The organism is Methylocystis rosea, from assembly GCF_003855495.1.
Lineage (GTDB): Bacteria > Pseudomonadota > Alphaproteobacteria > Rhizobiales > Beijerinckiaceae > Methylocystis > Methylocystis rosea_A.
In genome coordinates, this window is the sequence record NZ_CP034086.1 from 3,052,893 (window position 1) to 3,075,843 (window position 22,951).

The following is a 22,951-nucleotide window of genomic DNA, read 5'->3' on the forward strand; positions in this document are numbered from 1 at the left end:
GGTCAGCCCCCGCTTTGTTGCGCGGAAGCTGACTCTGGCGTGCGGCAAAAGAACGCGTAAAGGGCCGGCAGAACGACGAGAGTGAGAAGCGTGGCGCTGATCAGGCCGCCGATGACGACCGTCGCGATCGGCTTTTGCACTTCGGCGCCGGTGCTCGTGGCAAGCGCCATCGGCAGAAATCCGAGCGAGGCGACGAGGGCCGTCATCACGACAGGGCGCAGTCGCGTCATCGCGCCTTTGAAGATCGCCTGACGTTCGGCCATGCCGCCTGCGATCAACTGCGAAATATAGGTGCGCATGACGAGGCCGTTCAGCACAGCGACGCCCGAAAGCGCGATGAAGCCGACCGCGGCCGAGACCGACATGGGCATGCCGCGCAGCCACAGCGCGGCGACGCCGCCGGAAAGCGCCAGCGGCACCGCGGTGAACACCAGCAGCGCGTCGCGCGCCGAGCCGAGCGAGGAGTAGAGCAGCAGAAGAATGAGGAAAAAGCAGATCGGCACGACGAACAGCAAACGCGCGCGCGCCGCCGCGAGATTCTCAAACTGGCCGCCCCATGCAATCCAGTAGCCGGGCGGCAGGATAACTTTCGACTCGATTTTCGCCCGCGCCTCATCGACGACGGACGCAATGTCGCGTCCGCGCACATTGGCGGTGACCACGACGCGGCGATGGCCGTTTTCCCGCGAAATTTGGTTCTGCCCATCCACAATTGAAAATTTCGCCACCTGCTTCAGCAGCACGACCGGCGCGTTGTCGTTCGTCGCTCCGGGAAGCGCGACGGGAATGGACTCCAACGCCTGCGCGTCCTCGCGCAAATTGTCCTGCAGCCGGACGACAATCGGGAAGCGGCGATCGCCCTCGAACACCACTCCAGCCCTTTGTCCGCCGATCGCCGCGCCGATCACGTCCTGCACGGCGGCGACGCTGAGGCCAAGCCGCGCGATCGCGCCCTTGTTGACGGCGACATCGAGGATCGGCAATCCGGCCACTTGTTCGACCTTGACGTCGCTCGCGCCCTTGATCGAATTGAGAATGCCGGCGATTTGGTTGGCCGCCTTCAACGTGACGTTAAAGTCTTCGCCAAACACTTTTACGGCGATGTCGCCGCGCACGCCGGCGAGCAATTCGTTGAAGCGCAATTGAATGGGCTGCGAGAACTCATAGGCGTTGCCCGGCAGTTGCGCGAGCCGCGCCTCCAATTTTTGAATCAGCGCCGCCTTGTCGAGGCCTGGGTTGGGCCATTTGTCGCGCGGCTTCAACATGATGAACGTGTCGGTCAGGTTCGGCGGCATGGGATCGGTGGCGATCTCGGCCGTGCCGGTCTTGGAGAAGACATAGTCGACTTCGGGAAAACTGCGTAGCGCGCTCTCGATCTCGAACTGCATCGCCTGCGACTGCGTCAGCGACGCGCTGGGAATTCGGTTCGCCTGCATTGCGAGGTTTTTTTCATCGAGCGTCGGCACGAACTCTTCGCCCAGCGTCAAGTAGAGAAGCGCCGCGAAGACGAAGGCGCCCGCGCCCAGCGCGATCGGCTTCAAAGGCGCGGCCATCGCCCATTTCAAAATGGGTTCATATGCGCGCTTGAGGGCGCTCACGACGACGTTTTCGGTTTCGCGCACGCGACCTGAAAGCGCAATGGCGATCATCGCCGGAAAGAACGTCAGCGACAGGACGAACTCGGAGGCGAGCGCCATGATGACGGTCATCGCCATCGGATGGAACATTTTGCCTTCGACCCCAGAAAAGGTCAGGATCGGCACATAGACGAGGATGATGATCGCCTGGCCGTAGACGGTCGGCCGCCGCATTTCGACCGCCGAGTCGATCACGGTCGTCAGCCGTTCTTCCAGCGTGAGCGCGCGGCCCAAGGCGCTCTGACGCTGCGAAAGACGGCGCAAGCAGTTCTCGGTGACAATGATGGCCCCGTCGGCGATCAATCCGAAATCGAGCGCGCCGAGACTCATCAGATTAGCGCTGATCTTTCCGACATGCATGCCGATGCCGAGCAGCAGCATCGTCAGCGGTATGACCATCGCCGTCACGAGCGCCGCGCGAAAATTGTCGAGCATGACAAAGAGCACGAGGATGACGAGCGCGGCGCCCTCAACAAGATTCAGGGCGACCGTTTTGATCGTGGCGTTGACGAGCACGGTGCGGTTCAAGATCGTGCGCACTTCGACGCCAGGCGGCAGCAGCCGCCGGATTTCGTTCATCTTCGCATTGACGGCGCTCGACACTTCACGACTGTTCGCGCCGATCAGCATCAGCGCGGTGCCGATCACCACCTCTTCGCCGTTCATGCTGGCGCTGCCCACGCGCAGCTCGCGTCCGACGCCCACCTCCGCGATATCCTCGACGCGCACGGGGGTGCCGCCTCTCGTCGACACGACGACCTTGGCGATGTCGTCCATGGACTCGAGCCGCCCCGGACTGCGCACGACGAGGCCCTCGCCGTTGCGCTCGACGTAGCCTGCGCCGCGGCTGATGTTATTGCGCTCGATAATGCCCGCGAGATCGGCGAAGGACAGTCCGAGAGCGAAGATTTTCGCGGGGTCGGGCTGAACGTGATATTCCTTGACGTAGCCACCAAGCGAGTCGACGCCGGCGACTCCGGGCACGGTGCGCAACAACGGCCTGATGATCCAATCTTGCACCGTCCGCAGATACGCGGTCATTTCGACCAAGTTGCGAAGTCTCTGCCCCTCCGGCGTCAGATAATCGCCATTGCTCTGCCAGCCCGGCTTTCCGTCCGGCGCCGGTTCATCCCCGCCTCGCGGCGCGTAGGCGACCGACCACATGTAGATCTCTGACAGTCCGGTGGCGACCGGGCCCATATGCGACTCGACGGCGGGTGGAAAATACTCCTTGGCGAGCGTGAGCCGTTCACCGACCTGTTGGCGGGCGAAATAAATATCGACGCTGTCGCCGAAGACGGCGGTCACCTGGGCGAAGCCGTTGCGGGAAAGCGAGCGGGTATATTCGAGCCCAGGTATTCCCGCGATGGCGTTCTCGATCGGATAGGTGACCTGTTTTTCGATCTCGAAGGCGGAAAGCGCCGGTCCGAAGGCGTTGATCTGAACTTGGTTATTCGTGATGTCCGGCACCGCGTCGATCGGCAATCGCACGAGCGACCAGACGCCAAGCGGCACGGCGAGCGCCGTCAACAACACCACGAGCCACCGGCTTCGGACCGAGAAGGCGATGAGATTCTTGATCATCGACGGCAACTGGCGGTCGAAGGCGCAATTGCGGCGCCCGGTCGAAGCGATGGAGACGAGAACAAGAGGCCGTCCGCGCGCATCATTCCTCCGGGATGCTCCGCTTGCCGAGCTCCGCCTTCAGCAGAAAGACGTTAGAAACGGCGATCTCCTCTCCTTCTTTCAGGCCGTCGACGACCTCGACCGAGTCATCATCGCCACGTCCCAACTCGATTTCGCGCTTGATAAAGCCAGCGGAAGTCCGAACGAAGACATTGGGCTTGCCGTCGACGATCATTATCGCGGAGCGCGGAATCTCGAGCTTCACCCGGGTCTCCTTGAGCGCGATATCGGCCTCCAGCAGGCTGCCCGGGCGCAGCGCGAAATCGGGATTCGCAAAGCGCGCCAGGACTTGGCCCGAACGCGTCTCGCGCGTGATCAGCGCGTTGACATAAGTGATCTTGCCTTCGAATCCGCGACCTTCCGCATTTTGCAGCCGAACCTCCTGGCCCTCGCGCAACAGGCCAAGATCGGCGGCAGGCACCGCAAGTTCGACCTCTACGACAGAGAGATCCGCGATGACGTAGAGTTCCTTCGCCTGACCTTCCCCGCCGACTGGCTGGCCGACGCTGACCAGACGCTCGATGACGCGCCCGGAGATCGGCGCGTGGATCTCCTTGCGGCGAAGGTCCGCAATCGCCTGGGAGGGCAGGGCGGAGATCTCCTGCTCGCTCATGTCCAGCGCGGCGAGTTTCTGCCGTGCAAGATCGAGCTTCACTTTGGATTCCATGAAGACCGCTTTGGCCTTCAGAAACAGCTGCTCCGCAGTGATTTTCTTCTCGAACAGTCCTTTTTCGCGTTGAAAAAGCACATTCTGCAGATCGAAATTCGCCGATGCGGCGAGATACTCGCTTTTTGCTTCGGCCACTTCGCGGGAGTCGATAATCGCGATGGTTTCGCCGCGCGCGACCTGGTCTCCTAGACGCTTGCGCAGCTCTTCGATGACGCCTGCGACCTTGGCGGCGACGCGCGCGATTTTGTCCGGATCGGGCTTCACGGCCGCAGGCGCCGTGATCCGCCGCGTAATGACGCCAGGGCCGACCGTCGCCATCGCGATCTTGGACGTTTCGATCTGAGCGGCGGAAAGCCGGACTTCGCCGTCGGCGGACTCGGGCGGAATCGTCTCGCTTTGGCGGTCAGGCGCGACGCGGCTGCGCATGGCGCCAAAGAGCGACGGCAGCGCGGCGCCAATCGCCAGGCTCGCGAGAACGGCAAGAACCAGAACGGACCTATAACGGGTCATGATGGCGAAGTCAGCTCCGTCACGATCGGTCTGCAGGGGCGTAGCATTGGCGCGCCGCTCGAGCCATTGGCCGCCGCGGCGCAAGGGGGATATCGCGCGTCGGCGTTGATTCATTTTTCTTTAAAGGAGTTGGCGGGCTTGGTCCATGCGGCGGCTCGCGGCTGTTTCGCACATGCAGCAGTTTTTAAAAGGAAAAGCTCGGCCACGACCCAATCATGAATCGCCGCGCTCTTTGCGCAGTCGATCCCAATAGTCGATGCGTTTGGCGATCTCGCGCTCGAATCCGCGCTCGACCGGTTTGTAAAACTTCTGCCGCGAGAGCGAATCAGGCCAGTAATTCTGGCCCGAGAAGGCCTCGGGCGAATCATGGTCATATTCGTAGTTCGCGCCATAGCCCTCTTCGCGCATCATTTTCGTCGGCGCGTTGAGGATGACCTTCGGCGGCATCAGCGAGCCTTTCTCCTCCGCGACGCGCTGCGCGCGCTTGAAGGCGACATAGGCGGCGTTGGATTTGGGCGCGGTCGCCACATAGATCACCGCCTGCGCCAGCGCGAGTTCGCCCTCGGGGCTGCCGAGGAAATCATAGGCGTCCTTGGCGGCGTTGGCGACGACGAGCGCTTGCGGATCGGCCAGGCCGATGTCTTCGACCGCCATGCGCACGATGCGGCGTGCGAGAAACAGCGGATCCTCGCCGGCGGCGAGCATGCGCGCGAGATAGTAGAGCGCGGCGTCGGGATCCGAACCGCGGACGCATTTATGCAATGCGCTGATGAGATTGTAGTGGCCTTCCTGCGCCTTGTCGTAGATCGGCGCGCGGCGCTGCACGACGTCGACGAGCCCCGTCCGATCGAAGATCTCGCCGGGCTTTGCCGCGCGCCAGATTTCCTCGGCGAGCGTCAACGCCGCGCGGCCATCGCCGTCGGCCATGCCGACCAGCGCTTCGCGCGCGTCCGCTTCGAGCGGCAATGGTTTGGCTTCGGCGTTTTCGGCGCGTTTGAGCAGCTGTTCGATCGCCGCTTCGTCGAGCGCCTTGAAGGTCATGACGCGGGCGCGCGAAAGCAGCGCGGCGTTGAGTTCAAAGGATGGGTTTTCGGTCGTTGCGCCGATGAGCGTGATCGTGCCGTCTTCCATCACCGGCAGGAAGGAATCCTGCTGGGCGCGATTGAAACGGTGAATCTCGTCGACGAAGAGCAAGGTCCCCTGGCCGGCCGCGCGTCTGGCGCGCGCCGCCTCGAAGGTCTTCTTCAAATCGGCGACGCCCGAAAAGATCGCCGAAATCTGCACGAAGGCGAGCTTGGTCTCATGCGCGAGAAGCCGCGCGACCGTGGTTTTGCCGGTGCCGGGCGGACCCCAGAAGACGAGCGAACCGAGCGCGCCGGCGCGGACGAGCCGCGTCAGCGCGCCCTCGGGTCCAAGCAGGTGATCCTGTCCCGCCACCTCATCGAGACGCGTCGGCCGCAATCGGTCGGCGAGCGGACGCGGCGCGTCTTCTTCGAGCTTCGCGGCTTGGAACAGATCGGACATGGTCACTGATTAACATAGCGGGGCGGCTCGCTCGCGAGAATCTCTGGAGCCGAAGAAAAAGGGAGCGCGGCGGAACGTGCGCCGTGGTGAAGCGAACGCTCCCAGCCCCGAGTTTGATGATCAGTCATCGCAGCATCGACGAGTGTCCTGATCAGAGTCTCGACTACTAAAGCGGAGCCGTTAACCCTCGATTAACCTTGCCGCAAGTATTACGATTCAGTGAATGAATTCGGGGCTGGGATCTCATTCGTTAAGCTTCGCGTGCACAGCGTCGACATCAACCAAAAAACTGGACCGTCGCACATGCGCAAAATCGCTTTCGTCACCCAGAAGGGCGGCGCCGGCAAGAGCACGCTCGCCAGCAGCGTCGCCGTCGCCGCGCGTCAGGCTGGGGAACGCGTATTCATCATCGATCTCGACCCGCTGCAAACACTGGTCAAATGGTCGCGCGCGCGCGGCGCCGCCGACATCCCGGTCGAACACGTGCCGCCGGCGAAGCTGAGCAAGGCGCTTGCCGCGCTCGCGGCAAAGGGCGTGACGCTCGCCATTATCGATGCGCCAGGCCAGGAGGGCGACTATCTTTCGGCGGCCGTGCGCGCCGCCGATCTTTGCGTCATTCCGGCGCGCCCCAACGCCTTCGATCTGTGGGCGTCGGAAGCAACGCGCATGCGCGTGAAGGAGAAAGGCAAGGACTACGCCTTTCTGCTCAACCAATGTCCGCCGGCGCAACAGAGCGCGCGCGTCGAACTCGGGGCCAAGGCGTTGCAGGCCATGGGCGGTCTTCTCGCGCCGCTCGTTTCATCGCGCGTCGATTATCAGGAAGCCGCGAGGCTCGGGCAAGGGGTCGGCGAATATAACCCCGACGGCGTCGCGGCGGAGGAGATGCGGGAGCTTTGGGCCTCGATCAAGCGCAGATTGAAAAAGCCGGCGAACGCCGCCAAGACGGCGTCAGCGAAGCCGACGAAGGCGATCAGGAACGCCGCCTGATCGTCATCGAGAGAATCGCGCGAGAGAACCGCGCAGCGCATGATCGGCGCGCTTGCGCTACCCGATCTCCACGATTCGCGCGCTGTGGTGGATGACCTCCGCCTTGTCTCCGACGGACTTGCCCATCAGCGCCTTTGCGAGCGGCGCGACATAGGGAATGAGCCCCTTGGTCGGATCGGCTTCGTCTTCGCCGACGAGCCGGAAGCTGCGGCGTTCGCCGTCCTCGAGTTCGACGACGACGCGATGGCCGAACCGCACATGCGAATGATCGGCGATCGCCCGGATGACTTCGGCGCTGGCGCGACGCGCAGACCAATAGCGCAGATCGCGCTGCGCCAGCGCGAGCGCGTGATTGTCTTCGCTCGCCGTCGCGCGGTCGATTTCCTTATGCAGGCGCGTAAGCTCGGCTTCAATCTGTTCGAGGCCTTCGGGCGTGACCAGATTGCGGTGCGGACTGACCGGCCGGTCAGGCAGGTCCTCGCGCGGATTGTCGTCGTCCTGTTCTTTCGTAAAAGCCGAACTCATGCGCTTTTGACCTTTGGTTCGCCGCGCCGATGCGGCGAGCGTCCTTAACAAAAATAATCGGCCCAAGCGGGCCGTCGTGGGCATTAGAGCCGAGACGGGCGCGCTTGTCGAGAAATGGACGCCGCAATGCGACGATTCGCGCGCGCTTCCGAAGGCTTAGCTTGGCGGCTCAAAGGCCGAGATCGGAAAGCCCGGGATGATCGGGCGGACGCGGGCCCGCCGGCCAGCGATACTTCCGCTCGCTCTCGCTGATCGGCAGGTCGTTGATGCTGGCGAGTCTGAGCCGCATCAGGCCGTCCTCGTCGAATTCCCAATTCTCATTGCCATAAGCGCGGCGCCAACTGCCTAAGTCGTCATGAAATTCATAAGCGAAACGCACCGCGATCCGATTGTCGCGAAACGCCCAGATCTCCTTGATCAATCGATAGTCCAATTCGCTGCGCCATTTGCGGGTGAGAAAAGCGACGATCTCGTCGCGGCCGACGAGAAATTCCGCGCGATTTCGCCAGCGGCTGTCGACCGTATAGGCAAGCGATACGCGCTCGGGGTCGCGCGTATTCCAGGCGTCCTCAGCGATGCGCACTTTCTGCGTGGCGGTTTCGAGCGTGAAGGGCGGCAGGGGCGGTCGCGACACGGACGCTCCTCGTCGTTTGAACGACGATCTTACCATTTGCATCTTAGAGCGGAAGATGCCGGCCCATGTCGATGACGACGCGTCCGCGAATCGTTCCTCCAACGATCGAGCGGGCCCGATCCAGCGCCGCATCGAAGGGGATGATTTCGCTCATGGCGTCGATTGTAGAGGGATCGAGATCTCGCGCGATTCGGGTCCACGCCGCCCGCCGCAAGTCGATGCGCGGGCGCACGCTTTCGACGCCGAGCAGCGACACGCCGCGCAGAATGAAAGGCGCGACATTCGCCGGAAGCGCCATGCCGCCGACATTGCCGCAGGCGGCGACGGCCCCATCGAAGCGCGTCTGCGCAAGAAGATTGGCGAGAGTGACGCCGCCGACAGTGTCGACGCCGACGGCGAAGCGCTGCTTTTGCAGCGGCTTTCCGGGAGCGGACAATTCGTCGCGGCCGATGATCTCGGACGCGCCGAGGCGTCTGAGATAGGCGTCTTGACTCGCCTGTCCGGTGACGGCGGCGACGCGCCAACCAGCCTTGGCGAGCAATGCGACGGCGAAAGAGCCGACTCCCCCCGTCGCGCCCGTCACCACCGCGAGTCCGTCGTCGGGCCGAGCGCCATGGCGCTCCAGCGCAAGCACGCAGAACATGGCGGTCAGTCCCGCGGTGCCGACCGTCATGGCGCGCGCCGGCGTCAGCGGCGGCGGCAGTTTCGCGAGCCAATCGCCCGATAGCCGCGCCTTTTCCGCAAAGCCTCCATAATGCGCTTCGCCTAGGCCGCACGCCGTCGCAACGACAATGTCGCCCGCCGCAAAATCCGGATGCGCGGAGCGCGTGACGCGGCCCGCGAAATCGACGCCTGGAATCATCGGGAAGCGACGCACCACCGGTCCGTCGCCGGTCACGGCGAGACCGTCCTTGTAGTTGATCGCCGAGAAAGCGACGTCCACGTCGACATCGCCCTCCATCAGATCGCGCTCACGCATGACGACGTAATCGGCGTGTTGGCCGTGATCGTCTTTGTCGATGCGAATGGCCCTGAAGTCAGTCATGGGGCTGCGCCTCCGCCGTTGGCTGCGACAAACCAGCGCTTTTTAGCGGAGAAAAAAAGTCAAAAAAAGGAGAACATGAGGCCGTCATGGCCGTAAACCCATAAATTCTGACGGATCAACTATGCTGAATTGGGCAGCGCCAATAGTGCATAATATTTCTTGATGCAGTCGCACTATTCTGTTAGTCAGTCAACAAGTAACGGCAGAGCGACGATTCTATGCAGCAAAGCATTGATCAAGGGCGACGGGGGCGGCGTCCGTCTCAACAGGAAGTGGTGAGCAATCCGATGAATCAAGCCAACAACATTGAACTCGCGGCCGACATCGTCTCCGCCTATGTGAGCAACAACTCAGTCCCCGCCGGAGAGTTGCCCGGGCTCATCAGCGAAGTCTACAACGCCCTGTTGCGCGTTGGCGCGGGCTCCGCGGCGGCGCCCGCCGAGCCGCCGAAACCGGCGATTCCCGTCAAGCGTTCGGTAACCAATGATTACATCATCTGCCTTGAGGACGGGAAGAAGTTCAAGTCGCTGAAGCGTCATCTGCGCACGCAGTATGGGCTGTCGCCCGAAGACTATCGTGAGAAGTGGGGCCTCCCGGCCGACTATCCGATGGTTGCGCCCAACTACGCCAAGGCGCGGTCTAATCTCGCCAAGCAGATGGGGCTCGGCCAGCAGCGCCGGCGTCGCGGCAAATAAAAAGGCGGCCAAACGGCCGCCTTTCTCCAATTGACCTGAAAGCCGCGGCGCGCGGTCGCGCCAGGCCAGCGCTGATGACGACGTCCGCGGTTCAGGTCTCTTCGTCGGTTTCGATGTCGCCGTCGATCAATCCGGAGACATCGTCGTCGGATTCTTCTTCCTCGAGGAAGGTGTCGTCTTCGGCGTCATCTGCTTCGATCTCCACATCATCTTCGACATCGATCGATTCCGCCACGGTCTCCGTCTCCCCGACTTCTTCGAGCGACACGGTTTCAGGGCTCTCCTTTTCGAGTTCGCTTTCTTCTTCTTGTTGCGCGCGCGCCGCCGCTCGCGTCAGCGCCACCACCTGATAAATCGCGCCGCATTTCGGACAGGCGATCGGGTCCTTTTTAAAGTCGTAAAACTTCGTCCCGCAGGACTGACATTGGCGTTTGGCGCCGAGTTCGGGTTTTGCCACGGTCGATGGGTCCTCGAGAAGCAGCGTGGGAACGCCCCGCCTATATTGAGAGACTGTTTGGGCGCTCCGGTTAGTGGCGTCCCGCCTCGCTGTCAAATGGGAAATGCATTGTCTGCGCGCCCATTGCCAAGCGCCGCGCAGATTGGCATAGAATCGCGGTCATGCGGGTGTAGCTCAATGGTAGAGCAGCAGCCTTCCAAGCTGAATACGAGGGTTCGATTCCCTTCACCCGCTCCATCCCCTTCCGGTGAACTTTCCCAGCGCGAGCGATACGGCCCGGCTGTTCTTTGCGTTCGGCCGCGCCGCCTTGCCCGCTGCGACAGCCTCTCCGGCCTCGTGTTTAGAGTTTCGCCAATGCGCGAATCGACCTTGCCGTTTACCAATGACGCGTAAAGGCGCGCCGTGCAAAGCCGCCGCAACGTCGAGACGCCGCGCGCGCGAACGCCGCGCCGCCTCGTCCATGCGTCCCAGAGAAGGACATGGCGTTAAGCGTTCTTGGATGTTTGCGCCGCGTTCCTCGCGTCGACGCCGCGGATGAGGCGCTGGGAGGTGGCGGAAACTCGCCGGAACGCAACGCCAACTGAGATCGACCGCCGATTCGTGCCTGCTGCGTTCCCGGTTGATCCCAAAGCTTAACCGCAAGACGCCAAACCGCCTAATCTTGGCCGTTGACAGAAGGGCGGAAAAGAGTCCGCCGCCGACTCTTTCGCCAAGAGCGCGTGCGACGCCATCGACGGGCCGTTCTCGCAAGTTCTGGCGTTTCGATTTGCCCGCGCGTCCATATATTGTTGGAACAGAGCATGACTCGGCGAGAGTCAGCGATTCGGGCGCGATTCGTTCGCAGGCTGTTCAGAAGGTAAAGTCGCGCCCTGCTCTAAGTTTCGATATGAAACGAAGCGCGCTTCGGCGCGCGTCAGGCAGCAAAGAACAAAATGACAGTCGCGCCGTCTTACCCGACGAGCCGCGCCGCCCCCCGCGCAAGGCCGTTCGACAGGGGCGTGGCGGCGGTGCTCGGCCCCACCAACACCGGCAAGACGCATCACGCCATCGAGCGTATGTTGTCTTTTCCCTCGGGCGTCATTGGGCTGCCGCTGCGCCTGCTCGCGCGTGAGGTCTATAATCGCGTCGCCGAACGCGTCGGCGTGGACAATGTCGCGCTCATCACCGGCGAGGAAAAAATTAAGCCCCGCGCGCCGGCCTATTGGGTCGCGACGGTTGAAGCGATGCCGCGCGACGTCCAGGCGGATTTCGTCGCGATCGACGAAATCCAGCTCGCCGCCGATCTCGACCGCGGCCACATTTTCACCGACCGGCTGCTCCACTGGCGCGGACGCCAGGAGACTCTCCTGATCGGCGCGGCCACGATGGCGCCGCTCATTACAGAACTCTTTCCCGGCGCGCCGATCTTCACGCGCCCGAGGCTTTCAAAACTCTCCTTCGCCGGCGACAAGAAAATCTCAAGGCTGCCGCCGCGCACCGCCATCGTCGCCTTTTCAGCCGAAGAGGTTTACGCGATCGCGGAACTGATCAAGCGCCAGCGCGGCGGGGCCGCCGTCGTGCTCGGCGTGCTGTCGCCGCGCACGCGCAACGCGCAGATCGAGCTCTATCAGGGCGGAGACGTCGATTACATCGTCGCGACGGACGCCATCGGCATGGGCCTCAATCTCGACGTCGATCATGTCGCCTTCGCCTCCGATCGCAAATTCGACGGATTACGCCATCGCAGGCTGACGCCGGCGGAATTTGGACAGATCGCCGGCAGAGCGGGGCGCCATATGAGCGACGGCTTTTTTGGCGCGACCGGCCGCTGCCCGCCCTTCGACGAGGAGTTGATCGAGGCTTTGGAGGACCACCGCTTCGATCCGGTTAAGACGCTGCAATGGCGCACCAGCGCCCTCGATTTTTCTTCGATCGACGCGCTCATGCATTCTCTCGACCAGGTCCCGGCGCATCCGGATCTGGTGCGCGCCCGGGTCGCAGACGATCAAAGGGCGCTTGAAGCCGCGAGCCGTGATGAAATCGCGCGGCGCCACGCCAAGACGTCGGCCGATGTCGCGCGGCTTTGGGAAGCCTGCCAAATCCCCGACTACCGCAAGACTTCGCCCGCCGCTCATGCCGAGCTCGCGCTGGCCATATTCGCGTTCATCGCCCGGCGCGGCAAGATCCCCGAGGACTGGATGGCGCGGCAGATCGAAGCGGTCGACCGCATCGACGGCGACATCGCGACGCTGTCGAGCCGCCTCGCGCAAGTGCGTACCGCAAGTTTTATCGCCAACCGTTCCGGCTGGCTTGATGACTCTCAGCATTGGCAGAGCGTCGCGCGTCGGGTAGAGGACAGCATATCCGACGCGTTGCACGACAAACTGACGCAGCGTTTCGTCGACCGCCGCACCAGCGTGCTGGCGCGCCGCTTAAGAGAGAACGCGATGCTTGAAGCCGAAATCAACGCCGCCGGCGACGTTCTGGTCGAGGGCCAGCATGTCGGAAGCCTCCAGGGATTTCGCTTCACGCCGGATCCCGGCGCGGCGGGCGAAGCGGCCAAGACGTTGAACGCCGCGGCGCAGAAGGCGCTTGCTGGAGAATTCGAGGCGCGCGCGACCCGCGTGTTCGACGCGGTCGACGACGCCTTCGCGCTCGGCAATGACGGCCTGATTCGCTGGCTCGGCGAACCTGTGGGGAAAATCGCCTCGGGCGCTGGCGTGCTCGCGCCGACGACGCGCGTGCTTGCCGACGAGCAGCTGACAGGACCGGCTCTGGAGAAGGTCAAGCAGCGCCTCGACCTCTGGCTCGCGCAACATGTCAAGAAGCTGCTGGGGCCGCTCGAGCAGCTGGAGAAGGGCGAAGGCTTGGAAGGGGTGACGCGCGGCGTCGCCTTTCAGCTCGCCGAAGAATTGGGCGTGCTGGACCGCGCGCGCGTCGCCAAGGACGTGAAGGCTTTCTCCCAGGAGGACCGCGCCGCGCTGCGCAAGCTCGGCGTGCGGTTCGGCGCCTATCACATCTATCTGCCCGCGCTTCTCAAGCCTGCGCCGCGCGCGCTTTCGGCGCTACTTTGGGCCCTGCATCACGGCGGTCTCGAAAACGTGAGGGGTCTTGAGGAAGTGCCGCATCTGGCGGCCTCCGGACGCACCTCCTTCGCCGCCGACGCTTCGATCCCCAAAGGCTTTTACCGCGCCGCCGGCTTTCGAGTGTGTGGCGAGCGCGTCGTCCGCGTCGACATTCTCGAACGTCTCGCCGATCTCATTCGGCCGTCGATCGCCTACCGTCCGGGGCTCACCGCGGGCGAGCCGCCGCCCGGCGCGGCCGACGCCGACGGCTTCGTCGTCACCGTCGCGATGACCTCGCTCACGGGCTGTTCCGGCGAGGCTTTTTCCTCGATCCTGAAGTCGCTCGGCTATGCTTCGACGCAGCGCCCGGGGCCGGCCATTACCGTTGCGATCGTGCCGGCGGCGGCGATGGAGCCGGTGACGCCAAAGACCGCGGCCAAGCCAGCGGAATCCGTGAGCGAGGATATTCAGGCCGAAGGCGCCGCCGCCGAGGCGCCCGCCGCCGCGGAAGCGGAGAACGCTCTCGCGTCGCAGCCGGCCGGCTCGGAGGACGCGCAGGTCGAGACGCCTGCCGCCGTGGAAGAGCCGGCGACAGAGGCGCTAGCGTCCGTCGCCGTGGAAGAAGAAAGCGCCGAGGCGCGCGAAGAAGAGGCGACCGCGACCGAAGCGCAGGAAGAGCCCGCCTTGGACGCTGCGCCCGCCAAAGCCGCGCCGACCGAGCCGGAATCCATCGAGATCTGGCGTCCGCAGCGCCACGTGCATGCCGCTCCGCGCCCGCGCGAGGCCGGCGCGCATCGGCAAACGCCCGGTCAGGGCGCTGAGGACAAGCAACAGAGGCCGCCGCGCCGCGACCAGCGGCCCGGCAACGCTCCGGGCAAGGAGGGGCGTCCGGCCGGAAAGCCGCGCTTCGAGGGCCGCCCGCCGCGCGATGACGCTCGCGCCCGGCGCCCTGCAGGCTTCGCCGCGCCGGAGCGGCGCGAGCGCCAGCCCGACCCGGATTCGCCCTTCGCCAAGCTTGCGGCTCTCAAGGCCGAGCTTGAGAAGAAGGGCAAATAGCGGCGCTTGCGCTTCTGCCCTTAGCTTCGCCATCGTATTGCCAATAGTCGGGCAGACAATTATTGCTGCCCGGGGGCGGGCGCGGCCGAGTGCTTAGAGGGGCTTATGAAGAAGATTCTGCCCGTTATTATGTGCGGCGGATCGGGGACGCGGGTGTGGCCCGAGTCGCGCGAGACGTTTCCCAAGCAGTTCATTCCGCTCGTGGGCGAGCGCTCCACCTTCCAGACGACGATCGCGATGCTGGCCGACCCGGCGTTCGAACGGCCAATCGTCGTCTCCAATTTGGAATACCGCTTCCTCGTCGCCGACCAGCTGCGCGAGATCGGCGCGGAGGCCGATGTCGTGCTGGAGCCGTCGCGCCGCGACTCGGGTCCGGCCGTCGCCGTCGCGGCGGGCCTCGCCGCGCGCCGCGCGCCCGACACCATTGTCGTCGTGCTTGCCGCAGACCATGTCGTGCGCGACACGCAGGGCCTCGTGGATCTGTGCAAGCGCGCGAGCGCCGCTGCCGCCGAAGGCTATATCGTCACGCTTGGCGTCAAGCCCGACGGCCCCGCGACCGGATACGGCTATCTACGCCCCGGCGCGCCGCTCGAGACCTGTTGCGAGGTCTACAAACTCGACGCTTTTGTCGAAAAGCCGGACCGCGCGACGGCGCAGGACTATGTCGAGGCCGGCTATCTCTGGAACAGCGGCAACTTCATTTTTCGCGCCGACGTCATGCAATCGGAGATCGCGCAGTTCGAGCCCGGCATATTCGCCGCCGCCGAGGCCGCGATCGAAGCGGCCCGGCAGGACCTCGGCTTCCTGATTTTGAACGCCGAGGCCTTCGCGCATGCGCCGAAGAAATCGATCGACTACGCGGTGATGGAGAAGACCGACAAGGCGGCGTTGATTCCGGCCGACATCGGCTGGTCCGACGTCGGCACTTGGCGCGCCGTGTGGGAATTGTCGGAGCGCGACGAAAACGGCAATTCGGTGCGCGGCCATGGCGTCGTCATGGATGCGCGCAACGTCCATGTGCGCTCGGAGGACACGCTGACGACGGTGGTCGGCGTCGACGACATCATCGTCGTGACGACGCAAGACGCCGTGCTGGTGCTCAGCCATGAGCATGGCGATCAGGTCAAACAGCTCGTTGAGCAGCTGCGCAGCGAAAACCGCCGCGAAGCGGGCGAGCACAAACGCATTTTTCGGCCGTGGGGGTACTATCAAGGGATCGACGAAGGCCAGCGCTATCAAGTGAAGCGCATCGTGGTGAAGCCCGGCCAGCGCCTGTCGCTGCAGAAGCATTTCCACCGCGCCGAACATTGGATCGTCGTGCGCGGCACGGCGGAGGTCGGCCGTGACGAGGAAATCCATCTCGTCCATGAGAACGAGTCGATCTATCTGCCGATCGGCAGCAAGCACCGCCTGACCAATCCCGGAAAGATCGATCTGGAGCTGATCGAAGTGCAGACGGGCTCCTATCTTGGCGAAGACGATATCGTCCGCTTCGAGGACGCCTATAATCGGGGGTAGTCGACCCGCGCCAATTTTGCAAAATAACCGCAGCGGCCGGCGTGGATGGCCGCGACAAGCGCGGCTATGACGCAATCAGCCATCGTTAAAATCTGCGGTCTGTCCTCGCCCGAGACGCTTCTCGCGGCGATCGAATCCGGCGCGGACATGGCGGGCTTTGTCTTTTTTGAGAAAAGCCCGCGCCATATCGATCTTGAGACCGCCCGCACGCTCGGCCTTCTCGCGCAGGATCGCACCAGCAAAGTCGCGCTCACAGTCGACGCTGACGAGGCCGCGCTTCAAGACATCATCGAGGCGCTAGCGCCCGACTATCTCCAGCTTCACGGAAGTGAGACGCCGGCGCGGGTCGCCGAGGTGAAGGCGCGCTTCGGCCTGCCGGTCATCAAGGCGGCGGGCGTCGCGACCGCCGCCGATGTCGAGGCGGCGCGGGCCTATGAAGGCGTCGCTGACGTCATTCTATTCGACGCCAAGCCCGCGCCGAACGCGGCGGTTCCCGGCGGCGCCGGCGTCGCTTTCGACTGGTCTCTGCTGCGCGGCGTCGCTGCGAAACGCTGGATGCTTTCGGGAGGGCTGACGCCCGCGAATGTGGCGGAAGCGATGCGCCTCACCGGCGCCCGCGCGGTGGACGTGTCTTCCGGCGTCGAGCGCGAACGCGGCGTCAAGGACGCGGCGAAGATTGCAGCCTTCCTGGCCGCCGCTCGGCTTTCATAGCGGCGTTTGACAGTTTAAGACTGCGCCGACGGATCGGCCCCCTCCCTGTCCCTCCCCCGCTACGCGGGAGAGGGGACGCCAACGAGCCGCATTGCGGGAAACTCGATGAAGCGCCGAATCTGACTCCCTCTCCCGCGTAGCGGGGGAGGGCTGGGGAGGGGGTAACGACGCAGAGCGAGGACGCCCCCCGTGAACAAGCCGCTTCCCAATTCCTTCCGCGCCGGCCCGGATGAAAACGGCCGCTTCGGCATTTTCGGCGGGCGTTTCGTCGCCGAAACGCTCATGCCGCTCGTGCTCGACCTCGAAGCGGCGTACGAGAAGGCGAAGATCGATCCGGCTTTTCACGAGGAGCTCACGAGCCTCCACAAGCACTATGTCGGGCGCCCCTCGCCGCTCTATTTCGCCGAGCGCATCACCGACTATGTGCGGGAGCGCGCGGGCGAGGGCAACGGCGCCAAGGTCTATTTCAAGCGCGACGAGCTCAACCACACCGGCGCGCATAAGATCAATAATGTGCTGGGGCAGATCCTGCTCGCGCGGCGCATGGGCAAGAAGCGCATCATCGCCGAGACCGGCGCCGGCCAGCATGGCGTCGCGACCGCCACCGCCTGCGCGCGCTTTGGCCTCGACTGCGTCGTCTATATGGGCGCGGTCGACGTCGAGCGGCAGAAGCCGAACGTCTTCCGGATGAAGATGCTCGGCGCCGAAGTCATTCCCGTGCAGTCGGGCGCGCGGACCTTGAAGGACGCGATGAATGAGGCGTTGCGCGACTGGGTGACGAATGTCGCCGACACTTTCTATTGCATCGGCACGGCGGCGGGACCGCATCCCTATCCGGCGATGGTGCGCGATTTTCAGTCGATCATCGGCAATGAGACGCGCGTTCAGATGCAGGAGATGGAGGGGCGGCTTCCCGATTCACTCGTCGCCTGCATCGGCGGCGGCTCCAACGCCATCGGCCTGTTCCATCCGTTTCTCGACGACGCGAGTGTCGAGATCTACGGCGTCGAGGCGGCGGGCCATGGCGTCCATGTGCCGAACGGCCATGCGGCCTCGCTCACCGGCGGGCGTCCGGGCGTGCTGCACGGCAACCGCACCTATCTTCTGATGGACGACGACGGCCAGATTCTCGAAGGCCATTCGATTTCGGCGGGATTGGATTACCCCGGCATCGGCCCCGAACATTCCTGGCTGCATGAGATCGGCCGGGTGAAATATCTGAACGCCACCGATCAGGAGGCGCTGAGCGCCTTTCAGCTGTGCTCGAAACTCGAGGGCATCATCCCCGCGCTCGAGCCCTCGCACGCGCTGGCGAAAGTGTTCGAACTCGCGGCGGAAAAGCCGCGCGATCATCTGATGGTGATGAATATGTGCGGCCGCGGCGACAAGGATATTTTCACGGTCGCGGAGCATCTCGGCGGGATGTGAAGGGGACGGAAACCCTCTCCCGCTTGCGGGAGAGGGTGTCACGCGGAACGCGTGACGGGTGAGGGGCCCTCATCCGACCCTCGCTACGCGAGGGCCACCTTCTCCCAAACCGAAGTCGGCTGTTGCCGACTTCGGCATCCCAATGCGCAAACCGGGAACACCCGGTTTGCGCCGGGAGAAGGCAAGCGCGCCCTCATTCATTGCCCCGCGCCACGCACCTCTGCGCGATCTCATTGAGACTTCGTCCGCGCTCTGCCTCGTCGGTCACGCCGGCGAGCGCCTTGCTGCGGATCGCTTCCCGCGCCGTGCACGTGCAGGCGTCGTGGCAGATCTTTCCTTCTCCGCCCTCATTCATGCAGCGCGTTTCGCATGAGGCGACGAATTCCGTCGCGTCGACGGCGGGCGGAATGAGATAGGCGAGTCCCATAAAGAGCGCGAAGAGCGCCGGCTGATGCGCGAGATAGATGAGAAGACTGTGCCGGCCGAGGAAGGGAAGCCATTCCCTCCTAGCATGTGTCGGGAGAGGGTTAGCGCCTTCGCCGCTCACGCCAAGCCTCTCCCCGTAAACGGGGAGAGCGAGTTTTCCCGCCGCCACGCCGAGCAGCAGCGCGCCGGCCCAGGGAAACAGTGGACGCCAGTCCTGGGTCATCGGCTCGCTGGTCGAAAGCCCGATCCATTGCAGCCAATCGGCGTTGAAGGCGGAAGACGCGAAGAATTCCCCGCCGAGAACGAAAAAGGCGCCGCAAGCGAATGCGGCTGGCCACCGCGCGAAAAGAAAGGGAACCGCGATCAGGCTGGCGGCCGCGATGCAATGCAGAATGCCGAAGAACACATAGGAGGTGGGAAAGAGCGCATAGGTGCCGGCCGTCACCAGCGCCGCCGCCGCGGCGATGAGCGCGAAGCGGCGCCAGAAGGCCGGCCAGCGCATATGCTCCCGATTGGCCAGGACCAGCGCGACGCCCGCGATGAAGAGGAAGGCGAAAGCGATCGAATGGCCGAATATTTTAACGGGCGCCGACCAGGGGAGATTAGCCGGCGCATAGCCAAAATGCGCGAGATCCCAGATGACGTGAAAAACCACCATCGCTAGGACGGCGAGCCCGCGCGCCGCGTCGAGCGCCCACCATCGGCCCTGACTCATCGGCGCGCGGCCGCCGGCGGCGCGCCCTGGAACTTGCTGAACACCATGTCGGGCGCCGAAAGATTATGGCGCGACGGCAGATGACGGCCGACCCACACTTCTGTCGCGCTGGCGCCAGGAAAGCGAATGACCGGCGCTTCCTCCCAGCTCTTGCCGCGCTTGCTGCGCCAGGCGACGATGGCGGCGTCGCTCATCGTCTCCATGGCGTACATCGACCGCAGCGCCGCGAAGGGCAATCCGTTCGGCATCGCCTGACTGAAGGAGACGTCGAGCGTTATCCGGTCCTGATCGACGCTCTTGATCGAGAGGCGGCCTTCGCCGCCGCGCCTGAATTTGAGGATCAGGCTGCGCGATTGAGGCTCGAAGACGATTTCCTCGAGATCGACGATCGGCCGCTCCTGCGTCTCGACCGGCCCCACGAGAAAGGACGAGCCGTAAGCCGTCCAGCGCATGTCGTCGAAGGGCAGCGGCCGCGCGCGCCAATAGCCGTCGGGCGGATAGAGCACCATGATCTCTTCGGCGCGCTCGCGATGCCACATCCAGAGCTGGATTAGATGGAAGCCGTGCTCGACGGAATCGCCGACGCGGATCGGCACGTCGTTGGGGCGCCAGAAGGAGGGAAAGGTGTATCCCGTCAGCCAGAATTCCGGCGTCTCCCAGAAGGTCTTGCGGCGCGCTTGCGAAAACGCCTTGGGGTCCACGGTGAAATCGCAGCTCGACCAGTCGGGTGCCCAGCGATCCGAGGCGATCGTGTTGATGTAGGAGGGGTGCACGGCCTGGATCTGCAGACTGCGCACGCGCGGCGAGATGAAGTCGAGCTCGACATTGTCCTTCTCGGCGCAGAGTTCCGGGGCCGAATTATTCTCGACGCGAACTTGCAGCTCTTCGGCTGCGTCCGGCGCCTGTGCCGAGGCTGAGCCGGCGAAGGCCAAGCCGCCAGCCCCCAAGCCGCCGGCTCCCAAAAGAAAGCGGCGGCGATCGAATGTGGTCAACTGGAAGATTCCTTGCTGCTTTTTGAACTCCTTATCGCGCGCGAAGGAAGCGCGCGGCAAGCGTCGCGATCCATTAACGGGGCGCAAAAGGCGAAAACAAGGAGTAGGACCCCCGGCTAGGAGGGGCCCTTGCCTTGAGCAGGCGCCGAAAAAGTTGACGGACTTTTTCGACAGGAACCTGCTCGATTTGAGCGCTTCCTTACCGGTCACATGTTCCATGCGACCGGGAAGCGCTCCAAGCGTTCAGAAAAGGCCGCCGCCAAACAAAGCGGCGAAAGGATCGGCGACGGCGTAGCCCGAGCCATAATAGGAACGGCCGCGCGAGGACGCATAGTGGACGCTGCTCCCCCGCCGCGCGCTGGCATAGTAGTGGCCGTGTGGCGGCGAGCCGGTGATCGAAATGCGGCCCCCTTCATTCTGCACCATTTGATACAGCATCGCCGCGTGGCCGGGCGACAGGCGCACGCAGCCGTGCGACGCCGGTTGGCCGAGCATCCCCGTCGCATAAGACCCGTGGATCGCATAGCCGCCGCGGAAAAAGATCGAGTGGGGCATGGGCGACATGTGATACTTTCGGGAATAATGCATGGGCTGCATGCCGGTGGGCGCAAACGAGCCGCGCGGCGTAGAATAGCCGGCGCGGGCCGTCGACACCGGCCACGAATAGCTGCCCGACGAAGACTGCACATGCATGGTCTGCGTCGAAAGATTGATGTGGATGTGGGCGGCGGCGTTCGCCGCGCTCGCGCACGCGAACGGACAAAGAATCAAAGGAAGGATGACGGGAATACGCATGATGGACTCCTAACCAAACGCGCAGGCGCCGCGCCGGGCATTCTGCTGTGGCTTGGCGCGCCATCAAGCTAAATGAAGCGGTAAGCTTTCCCGGCAAGGATGAATCGCAAACCTTTGCGCCGGCGACGCGCTCTTCGACACTGGGGGCGAAACGCCCATGACGACAAATTCGATATTGCGCGCGCTGCGCGTGGCGCTGTTCGCCTCAGCAGGCTTGGCGTCCTTCGCGTCCTTGGCGTCCTTGGCGACGACAAATGGCGCTCTGGCGCAGGATAGAGGGGTGCTCGATCCAAAGCCGCTGCCGCCGCTCGCCAATCCCTCCAGTCCGGTGACGCCGGCGCGAGAACTGTTTGGCCGCGCGCAGGAGGCGGCGCCGCTCCATCCCGATCCGATCGGCTTCTATTCGCGCGGCTGTCTCGCGGGCGGCGAGCCGCTTCCGATCAACGGCCCCCACTGGCAGGTCATGCGCCTGTCGCGCAACCGCAATTGGGGACATCCCAATCTCATCGCCTTTTTGAAACATTTTTCGTCGAAGGCGGCGCGCGAATCGGGCTGGCCAGGCCTGCTCGTCGGCGATCTGTCGCAACCGCGCGGCGGGCCGATGCTCTCTGGACACGCGTCGCATCAGATCGGGCTCGACGCCGACATCTGGCTGACGCCGATGCCCAACCGCGAACTCACCCGCGAAGAGCGCGAAGAGTTGATGTCGACGGACGTGGTGCGCGACGACGGGCTCGACGTTCGTCCCGAGGTCTGGAGCGCGGGCCACATCGCCCTGATCCGCGCCGCGGCGATGGAGCCGGCCGTGCAGCGCATCTTCGTCAACGCCGCGATCAAACGCGCGTTATGCCGCTCGGCGCAGGGCGAAAGCTGGATGCACAAGGTGCGGCCGATGTATGGGCACAACTACCATTTCCACATCCGGCTTCACTGCCCGAACGGCTCCAACTGCCGCGACCAGGACCCGACGCCCGCCGGCGACGGCTGCGACGCCTCGCTCGCCTGGTGGTTCCAGGACGGTGTGCTGCACGCGAAGAAATCGGGGAAAAGCTGGCCGCCGATGACCATGGCGGGCCTGCCCGCCGCCTGCCGCGAGGTGTTGCGCGCGCAATAGGACTCAGCAGGTCCCGAAAAAGTTGACAGACTTTTTCGATGAGAACCTGCGCCAATGTTTTGATTTTGAGCGTTTCCTTATCGATCACATGATTCCATGTGATCGGGAAGCGCTCTAGTCGCACGAGCCCAGCGGGCAGGCGATGCCGGTTCCGCCGAGTCCGCAGTAGCCGCCGGGATTTTTGGCGAGATACTGCTGGTGATACTCTTCGGCGTAATAAAACGGCGGACTTTCGCGGATTTCCGTCGTGATCACGCCGAGATTCGCCTGCGTCAATACGCGTTGATACATGGCGAGAGAGTCCTTCGCGGCGGCGAGCTGTTCCGGCGTCGAAACATAGAGGGCCGAGCGATATTGCGTGCCGGCGTCATTGCCCTGGCGCATGCCCTGCGTCGGGTCATGGCTTTCCCAAAAAATGCGCAACAGCTGTTCGAAGCTCATCGCCGGCGGCTGATAGACGACGCGCACCACCTCCGCATGGCCGGTGCGGCCGCTGCAGACGTCATCATAGGTGGGATTTTTCGTCACGCCGCCGGCGTAGCCGACCGCCGTCACATAGACGCCCTCGCCCGCCTGCCAGAATTTGCGCTCCGCGCCCCAAAAGCAGCCCATGCCGAAGAGGACCTGTTCGGACCCCAGCGGAAACGGCGGGTCGAGCGGCCGCCCGTTAACGAAATGGCGCGCCCCATGCGCCACTGGCGTTTCGCGGTCGGGAATGGGCCCGAGCAGTTTGGAAAGACCGAGTTCGTCGAAGATCGTCATGGCGCCGATATAGTGTGGCG

The 22,951-nt window shown here is 64.0% G+C and carries 18 protein-coding genes and 1 tRNA gene; 8 read left to right on the forward strand and 11 right to left on the reverse strand.

Annotation, left to right across the window (positions count from 1 at the left end; translation table 11 throughout):
• Positions 1-2: 2 nt before the first annotated feature.
• From EHO51_RS14795 to EHO51_RS14805, 3 genes are all read right to left on the reverse strand, one after another.
• Positions 3-3,221 carry an efflux RND transporter permease subunit gene (locus EHO51_RS14795; protein ID WP_124739529.1) on the reverse strand — a complete coding sequence of 1,073 codons (3,219 nt, stop codon included), beginning with the start codon at positions 3,219-3,221 and terminating at the stop codon, positions 3-5.
• A gap of 82 nt (positions 3,222-3,303) precedes the next feature.
• The gene (locus EHO51_RS14800; protein ID WP_124739530.1) at positions 3,304-4,503 is read right to left on the reverse strand and encodes an efflux RND transporter periplasmic adaptor subunit; all 1,200 of its coding nucleotides are present in this window, start codon (positions 4,501-4,503) and stop codon (positions 3,304-3,306) included.
• Positions 4,504-4,716: 213 nt separating this feature from the next.
• Positions 4,717-6,027, reverse strand: coding sequence for a replication-associated recombination protein A (locus EHO51_RS14805; RefSeq protein ID WP_124739531.1), 1,311 nt, complete (start codon positions 6,025-6,027; stop codon positions 4,717-4,719).
• A 303-nt stretch (positions 6,028-6,330) separates the two neighbouring features.
• Between EHO51_RS14805 and EHO51_RS14810 the strand changes: the two genes are divergently transcribed.
• Positions 6,331-7,014, forward strand: a complete 684-nt coding sequence (locus EHO51_RS14810) for a ParA family protein (RefSeq protein ID WP_124739532.1) — start codon at positions 6,331-6,333, stop codon at positions 7,012-7,014.
• A gap of 57 nt (positions 7,015-7,071) precedes the next feature.
• On the opposite strand, the gene greA is transcribed toward EHO51_RS14810, so the two are convergent.
• The 3 genes from greA to EHO51_RS14825 all read right to left on the reverse strand — a co-directional run bounded on the left by greA (position 7,072) and on the right by EHO51_RS14825 (position 9,218).
• Positions 7,072-7,539 (reverse strand): transcription elongation factor GreA, encoded by a 468-nt coding sequence (gene greA / locus EHO51_RS14815; protein ID WP_124739533.1) that lies wholly within the window; start codon positions 7,537-7,539, stop codon positions 7,072-7,074.
• Between the two features lie 169 nt (positions 7,540-7,708).
• Positions 7,709-8,209 (reverse strand): DUF1348 family protein, encoded by a 501-nt coding sequence (locus tag EHO51_RS14820; RefSeq protein WP_124739534.1) that lies wholly within the window; start codon positions 8,207-8,209, stop codon positions 7,709-7,711.
• A 7-nt stretch (positions 8,210-8,216) separates the two neighbouring features.
• Positions 8,217-9,218 (reverse strand): MDR family oxidoreductase, encoded by a 1,002-nt coding sequence (locus EHO51_RS14825; protein ID WP_124739535.1) that lies wholly within the window; start codon positions 9,216-9,218, stop codon positions 8,217-8,219.
• A gap of 287 nt (positions 9,219-9,505) precedes the next feature.
• On the opposite strand from EHO51_RS14825, the gene EHO51_RS14830 reads away from it, so the two are divergent.
• Positions 9,506-9,913, forward strand: a complete 408-nt coding sequence (locus EHO51_RS14830; protein WP_124739536.1) for a MucR family transcriptional regulator — start codon at positions 9,506-9,508, stop codon at positions 9,911-9,913.
• A 91-nt stretch (positions 9,914-10,004) separates the two neighbouring features.
• Here EHO51_RS14830 and EHO51_RS14835 read toward each other — a convergent pair whose 3' ends face one another.
• Complete coding sequence (locus EHO51_RS14835; protein ID WP_124739537.1) at positions 10,005-10,370, reverse strand: TIGR02300 family protein; 366 nt, start codon at positions 10,368-10,370, stop codon at positions 10,005-10,007.
• Positions 10,371-10,533: 163 nt separating this feature from the next.
• Here EHO51_RS14835 and EHO51_RS14840 point away from each other — a divergent pair.
• From EHO51_RS14840 to trpB, 5 genes are all read left to right on the forward strand, one after another.
• Positions 10,534-10,607: transfer RNA gene (locus EHO51_RS14840), tRNA-Gly, on the forward strand.
• A gap of 695 nt (positions 10,608-11,302) precedes the next feature.
• Positions 11,303-14,470 carry a helicase-related protein gene (locus tag EHO51_RS14845; protein ID WP_124739538.1) on the forward strand — a complete coding sequence of 1,056 codons (3,168 nt, stop codon included), beginning with the start codon at positions 11,303-11,305 and terminating at the stop codon, positions 14,468-14,470.
• Between the two features lie 105 nt (positions 14,471-14,575).
• Positions 14,576-15,988: a mannose-1-phosphate guanylyltransferase/mannose-6-phosphate isomerase gene (locus tag EHO51_RS14850; protein WP_124739539.1), complete on the forward strand. Its 1,413-nt coding sequence runs from the start codon at positions 14,576-14,578 to the stop codon at positions 15,986-15,988.
• Positions 15,989-16,054: 66 nt separating this feature from the next.
• Positions 16,055-16,699: a phosphoribosylanthranilate isomerase gene (locus EHO51_RS14855; protein ID WP_245434615.1), complete on the forward strand. Its 645-nt coding sequence runs from the start codon at positions 16,055-16,057 to the stop codon at positions 16,697-16,699.
• Between the two features lie 189 nt (positions 16,700-16,888).
• Positions 16,889-18,127 (forward strand): tryptophan synthase subunit beta, encoded by a 1,239-nt coding sequence (trpB, locus tag EHO51_RS14860; RefSeq protein WP_124739541.1) that lies wholly within the window; start codon positions 16,889-16,891, stop codon positions 18,125-18,127.
• A gap of 193 nt (positions 18,128-18,320) precedes the next feature.
• On the opposite strand, the gene EHO51_RS14865 is transcribed toward trpB, so the two are convergent.
• The 3 genes from EHO51_RS14865 to EHO51_RS14875 form a co-directional block, all read right to left on the reverse strand.
• On the reverse strand, positions 18,321-19,268 hold the full coding sequence (locus EHO51_RS14865; RefSeq protein ID WP_124739542.1) for a heparan-alpha-glucosaminide N-acetyltransferase: 948 nt from the start codon (positions 19,266-19,268) through the stop codon (positions 18,321-18,323).
• The gene (locus tag EHO51_RS14870) at positions 19,265-20,260 is read right to left on the reverse strand and encodes a hypothetical protein (protein ID WP_124740179.1); all 996 of its coding nucleotides are present in this window, start codon (positions 20,258-20,260) and stop codon (positions 19,265-19,267) included. The genes EHO51_RS14865 and EHO51_RS14870 overlap by 4 nt, the downstream gene beginning before the upstream one ends.
• Before the next feature lie 243 nt (positions 20,261-20,503).
• Complete coding sequence (locus EHO51_RS14875) at positions 20,504-21,055, reverse strand: L,D-transpeptidase (protein ID WP_124739543.1); 552 nt, start codon at positions 21,053-21,055, stop codon at positions 20,504-20,506.
• Positions 21,056-21,212: 157 nt separating this feature from the next.
• Here EHO51_RS14875 and mepA point away from each other — a divergent pair, with 157 nt between their 5' ends.
• Positions 21,213-22,169: a penicillin-insensitive murein endopeptidase gene (gene mepA / locus EHO51_RS14880; RefSeq protein ID WP_124739544.1), complete on the forward strand. Its 957-nt coding sequence runs from the start codon at positions 21,213-21,215 to the stop codon at positions 22,167-22,169.
• 114 nt (positions 22,170-22,283) lie between these two features.
• On the opposite strand, the gene msrA is transcribed toward mepA, so the two are convergent.
• A complete protein-coding gene (msrA, locus tag EHO51_RS14885; protein ID WP_124739545.1) occupies positions 22,284-22,931 on the reverse strand; it encodes a peptide-methionine (S)-S-oxide reductase MsrA in 648 nt (215 codons plus the stop codon).
• Between the last annotated feature and the right edge of the window lie 20 nt (positions 22,932-22,951).

What these genes read in the sequence shown, in the direction of transcription:
- EHO51_RS14795 (WP_124739529.1), bottom strand. Translation starts at nt 3,221, where the DNA reads ATGATCAAGAATCTCATCGCCTTCTCGGTCCGAAGCCGGTGGCTCGTG.
- EHO51_RS14800 (WP_124739530.1), bottom strand. Translation starts at nt 4,503, where the DNA reads ATGACCCGTTATAGGTCCGTTCTGGTTCTTGCCGTTCTCGCGAGCCTG.
- EHO51_RS14805 (WP_124739531.1), bottom strand. Translation starts at nt 6,027, where the DNA reads ATGTCCGATCTGTTCCAAGCCGCGAAGCTCGAAGAAGACGCGCCGCGT.
- EHO51_RS14810 (WP_124739532.1), top strand. Translation starts at nt 6,331, where the DNA reads ATGCGCAAAATCGCTTTCGTCACCCAGAAGGGCGGCGCCGGCAAGAGC.
- greA (WP_124739533.1), bottom strand. Translation starts at nt 7,539, where the DNA reads ATGAGTTCGGCTTTTACGAAAGAACAGGACGACGACAATCCGCGCGAG.
- EHO51_RS14820 (WP_124739534.1), bottom strand. Translation starts at nt 8,209, where the DNA reads ATGGTAAGATCGTCGTTCAAACGACGAGGAGCGTCCGTGTCGCGACCG.
- EHO51_RS14825 (WP_124739535.1), bottom strand. Translation starts at nt 9,218, where the DNA reads ATGACTGACTTCAGGGCCATTCGCATCGACAAAGACGATCACGGCCAA.
- EHO51_RS14830 (WP_124739536.1), top strand. Translation starts at nt 9,506, where the DNA reads ATGAATCAAGCCAACAACATTGAACTCGCGGCCGACATCGTCTCCGCC.
- EHO51_RS14845 (WP_124739538.1), top strand. Translation starts at nt 11,303, where the DNA reads ATGACAGTCGCGCCGTCTTACCCGACGAGCCGCGCCGCCCCCCGCGCA.
- EHO51_RS14850 (WP_124739539.1), top strand. Translation starts at nt 14,576, where the DNA reads ATGAAGAAGATTCTGCCCGTTATTATGTGCGGCGGATCGGGGACGCGG.
- EHO51_RS14855 (WP_245434615.1), top strand. Translation starts at nt 16,055, where the DNA reads ATGACGCAATCAGCCATCGTTAAAATCTGCGGTCTGTCCTCGCCCGAG.
- EHO51_RS14865 (WP_124739542.1), bottom strand. Translation starts at nt 19,268, where the DNA reads ATGAGTCAGGGCCGATGGTGGGCGCTCGACGCGGCGCGCGGGCTCGCC.
- EHO51_RS14875 (WP_124739543.1), bottom strand. Translation starts at nt 21,055, where the DNA reads ATGCGTATTCCCGTCATCCTTCCTTTGATTCTTTGTCCGTTCGCGTGC.
- mepA (WP_124739544.1), top strand. Translation starts at nt 21,213, where the DNA reads ATGACGACAAATTCGATATTGCGCGCGCTGCGCGTGGCGCTGTTCGCC.
- msrA (WP_124739545.1), bottom strand. Translation starts at nt 22,931, where the DNA reads ATGACGATCTTCGACGAACTCGGTCTTTCCAAACTGCTCGGGCCCATT.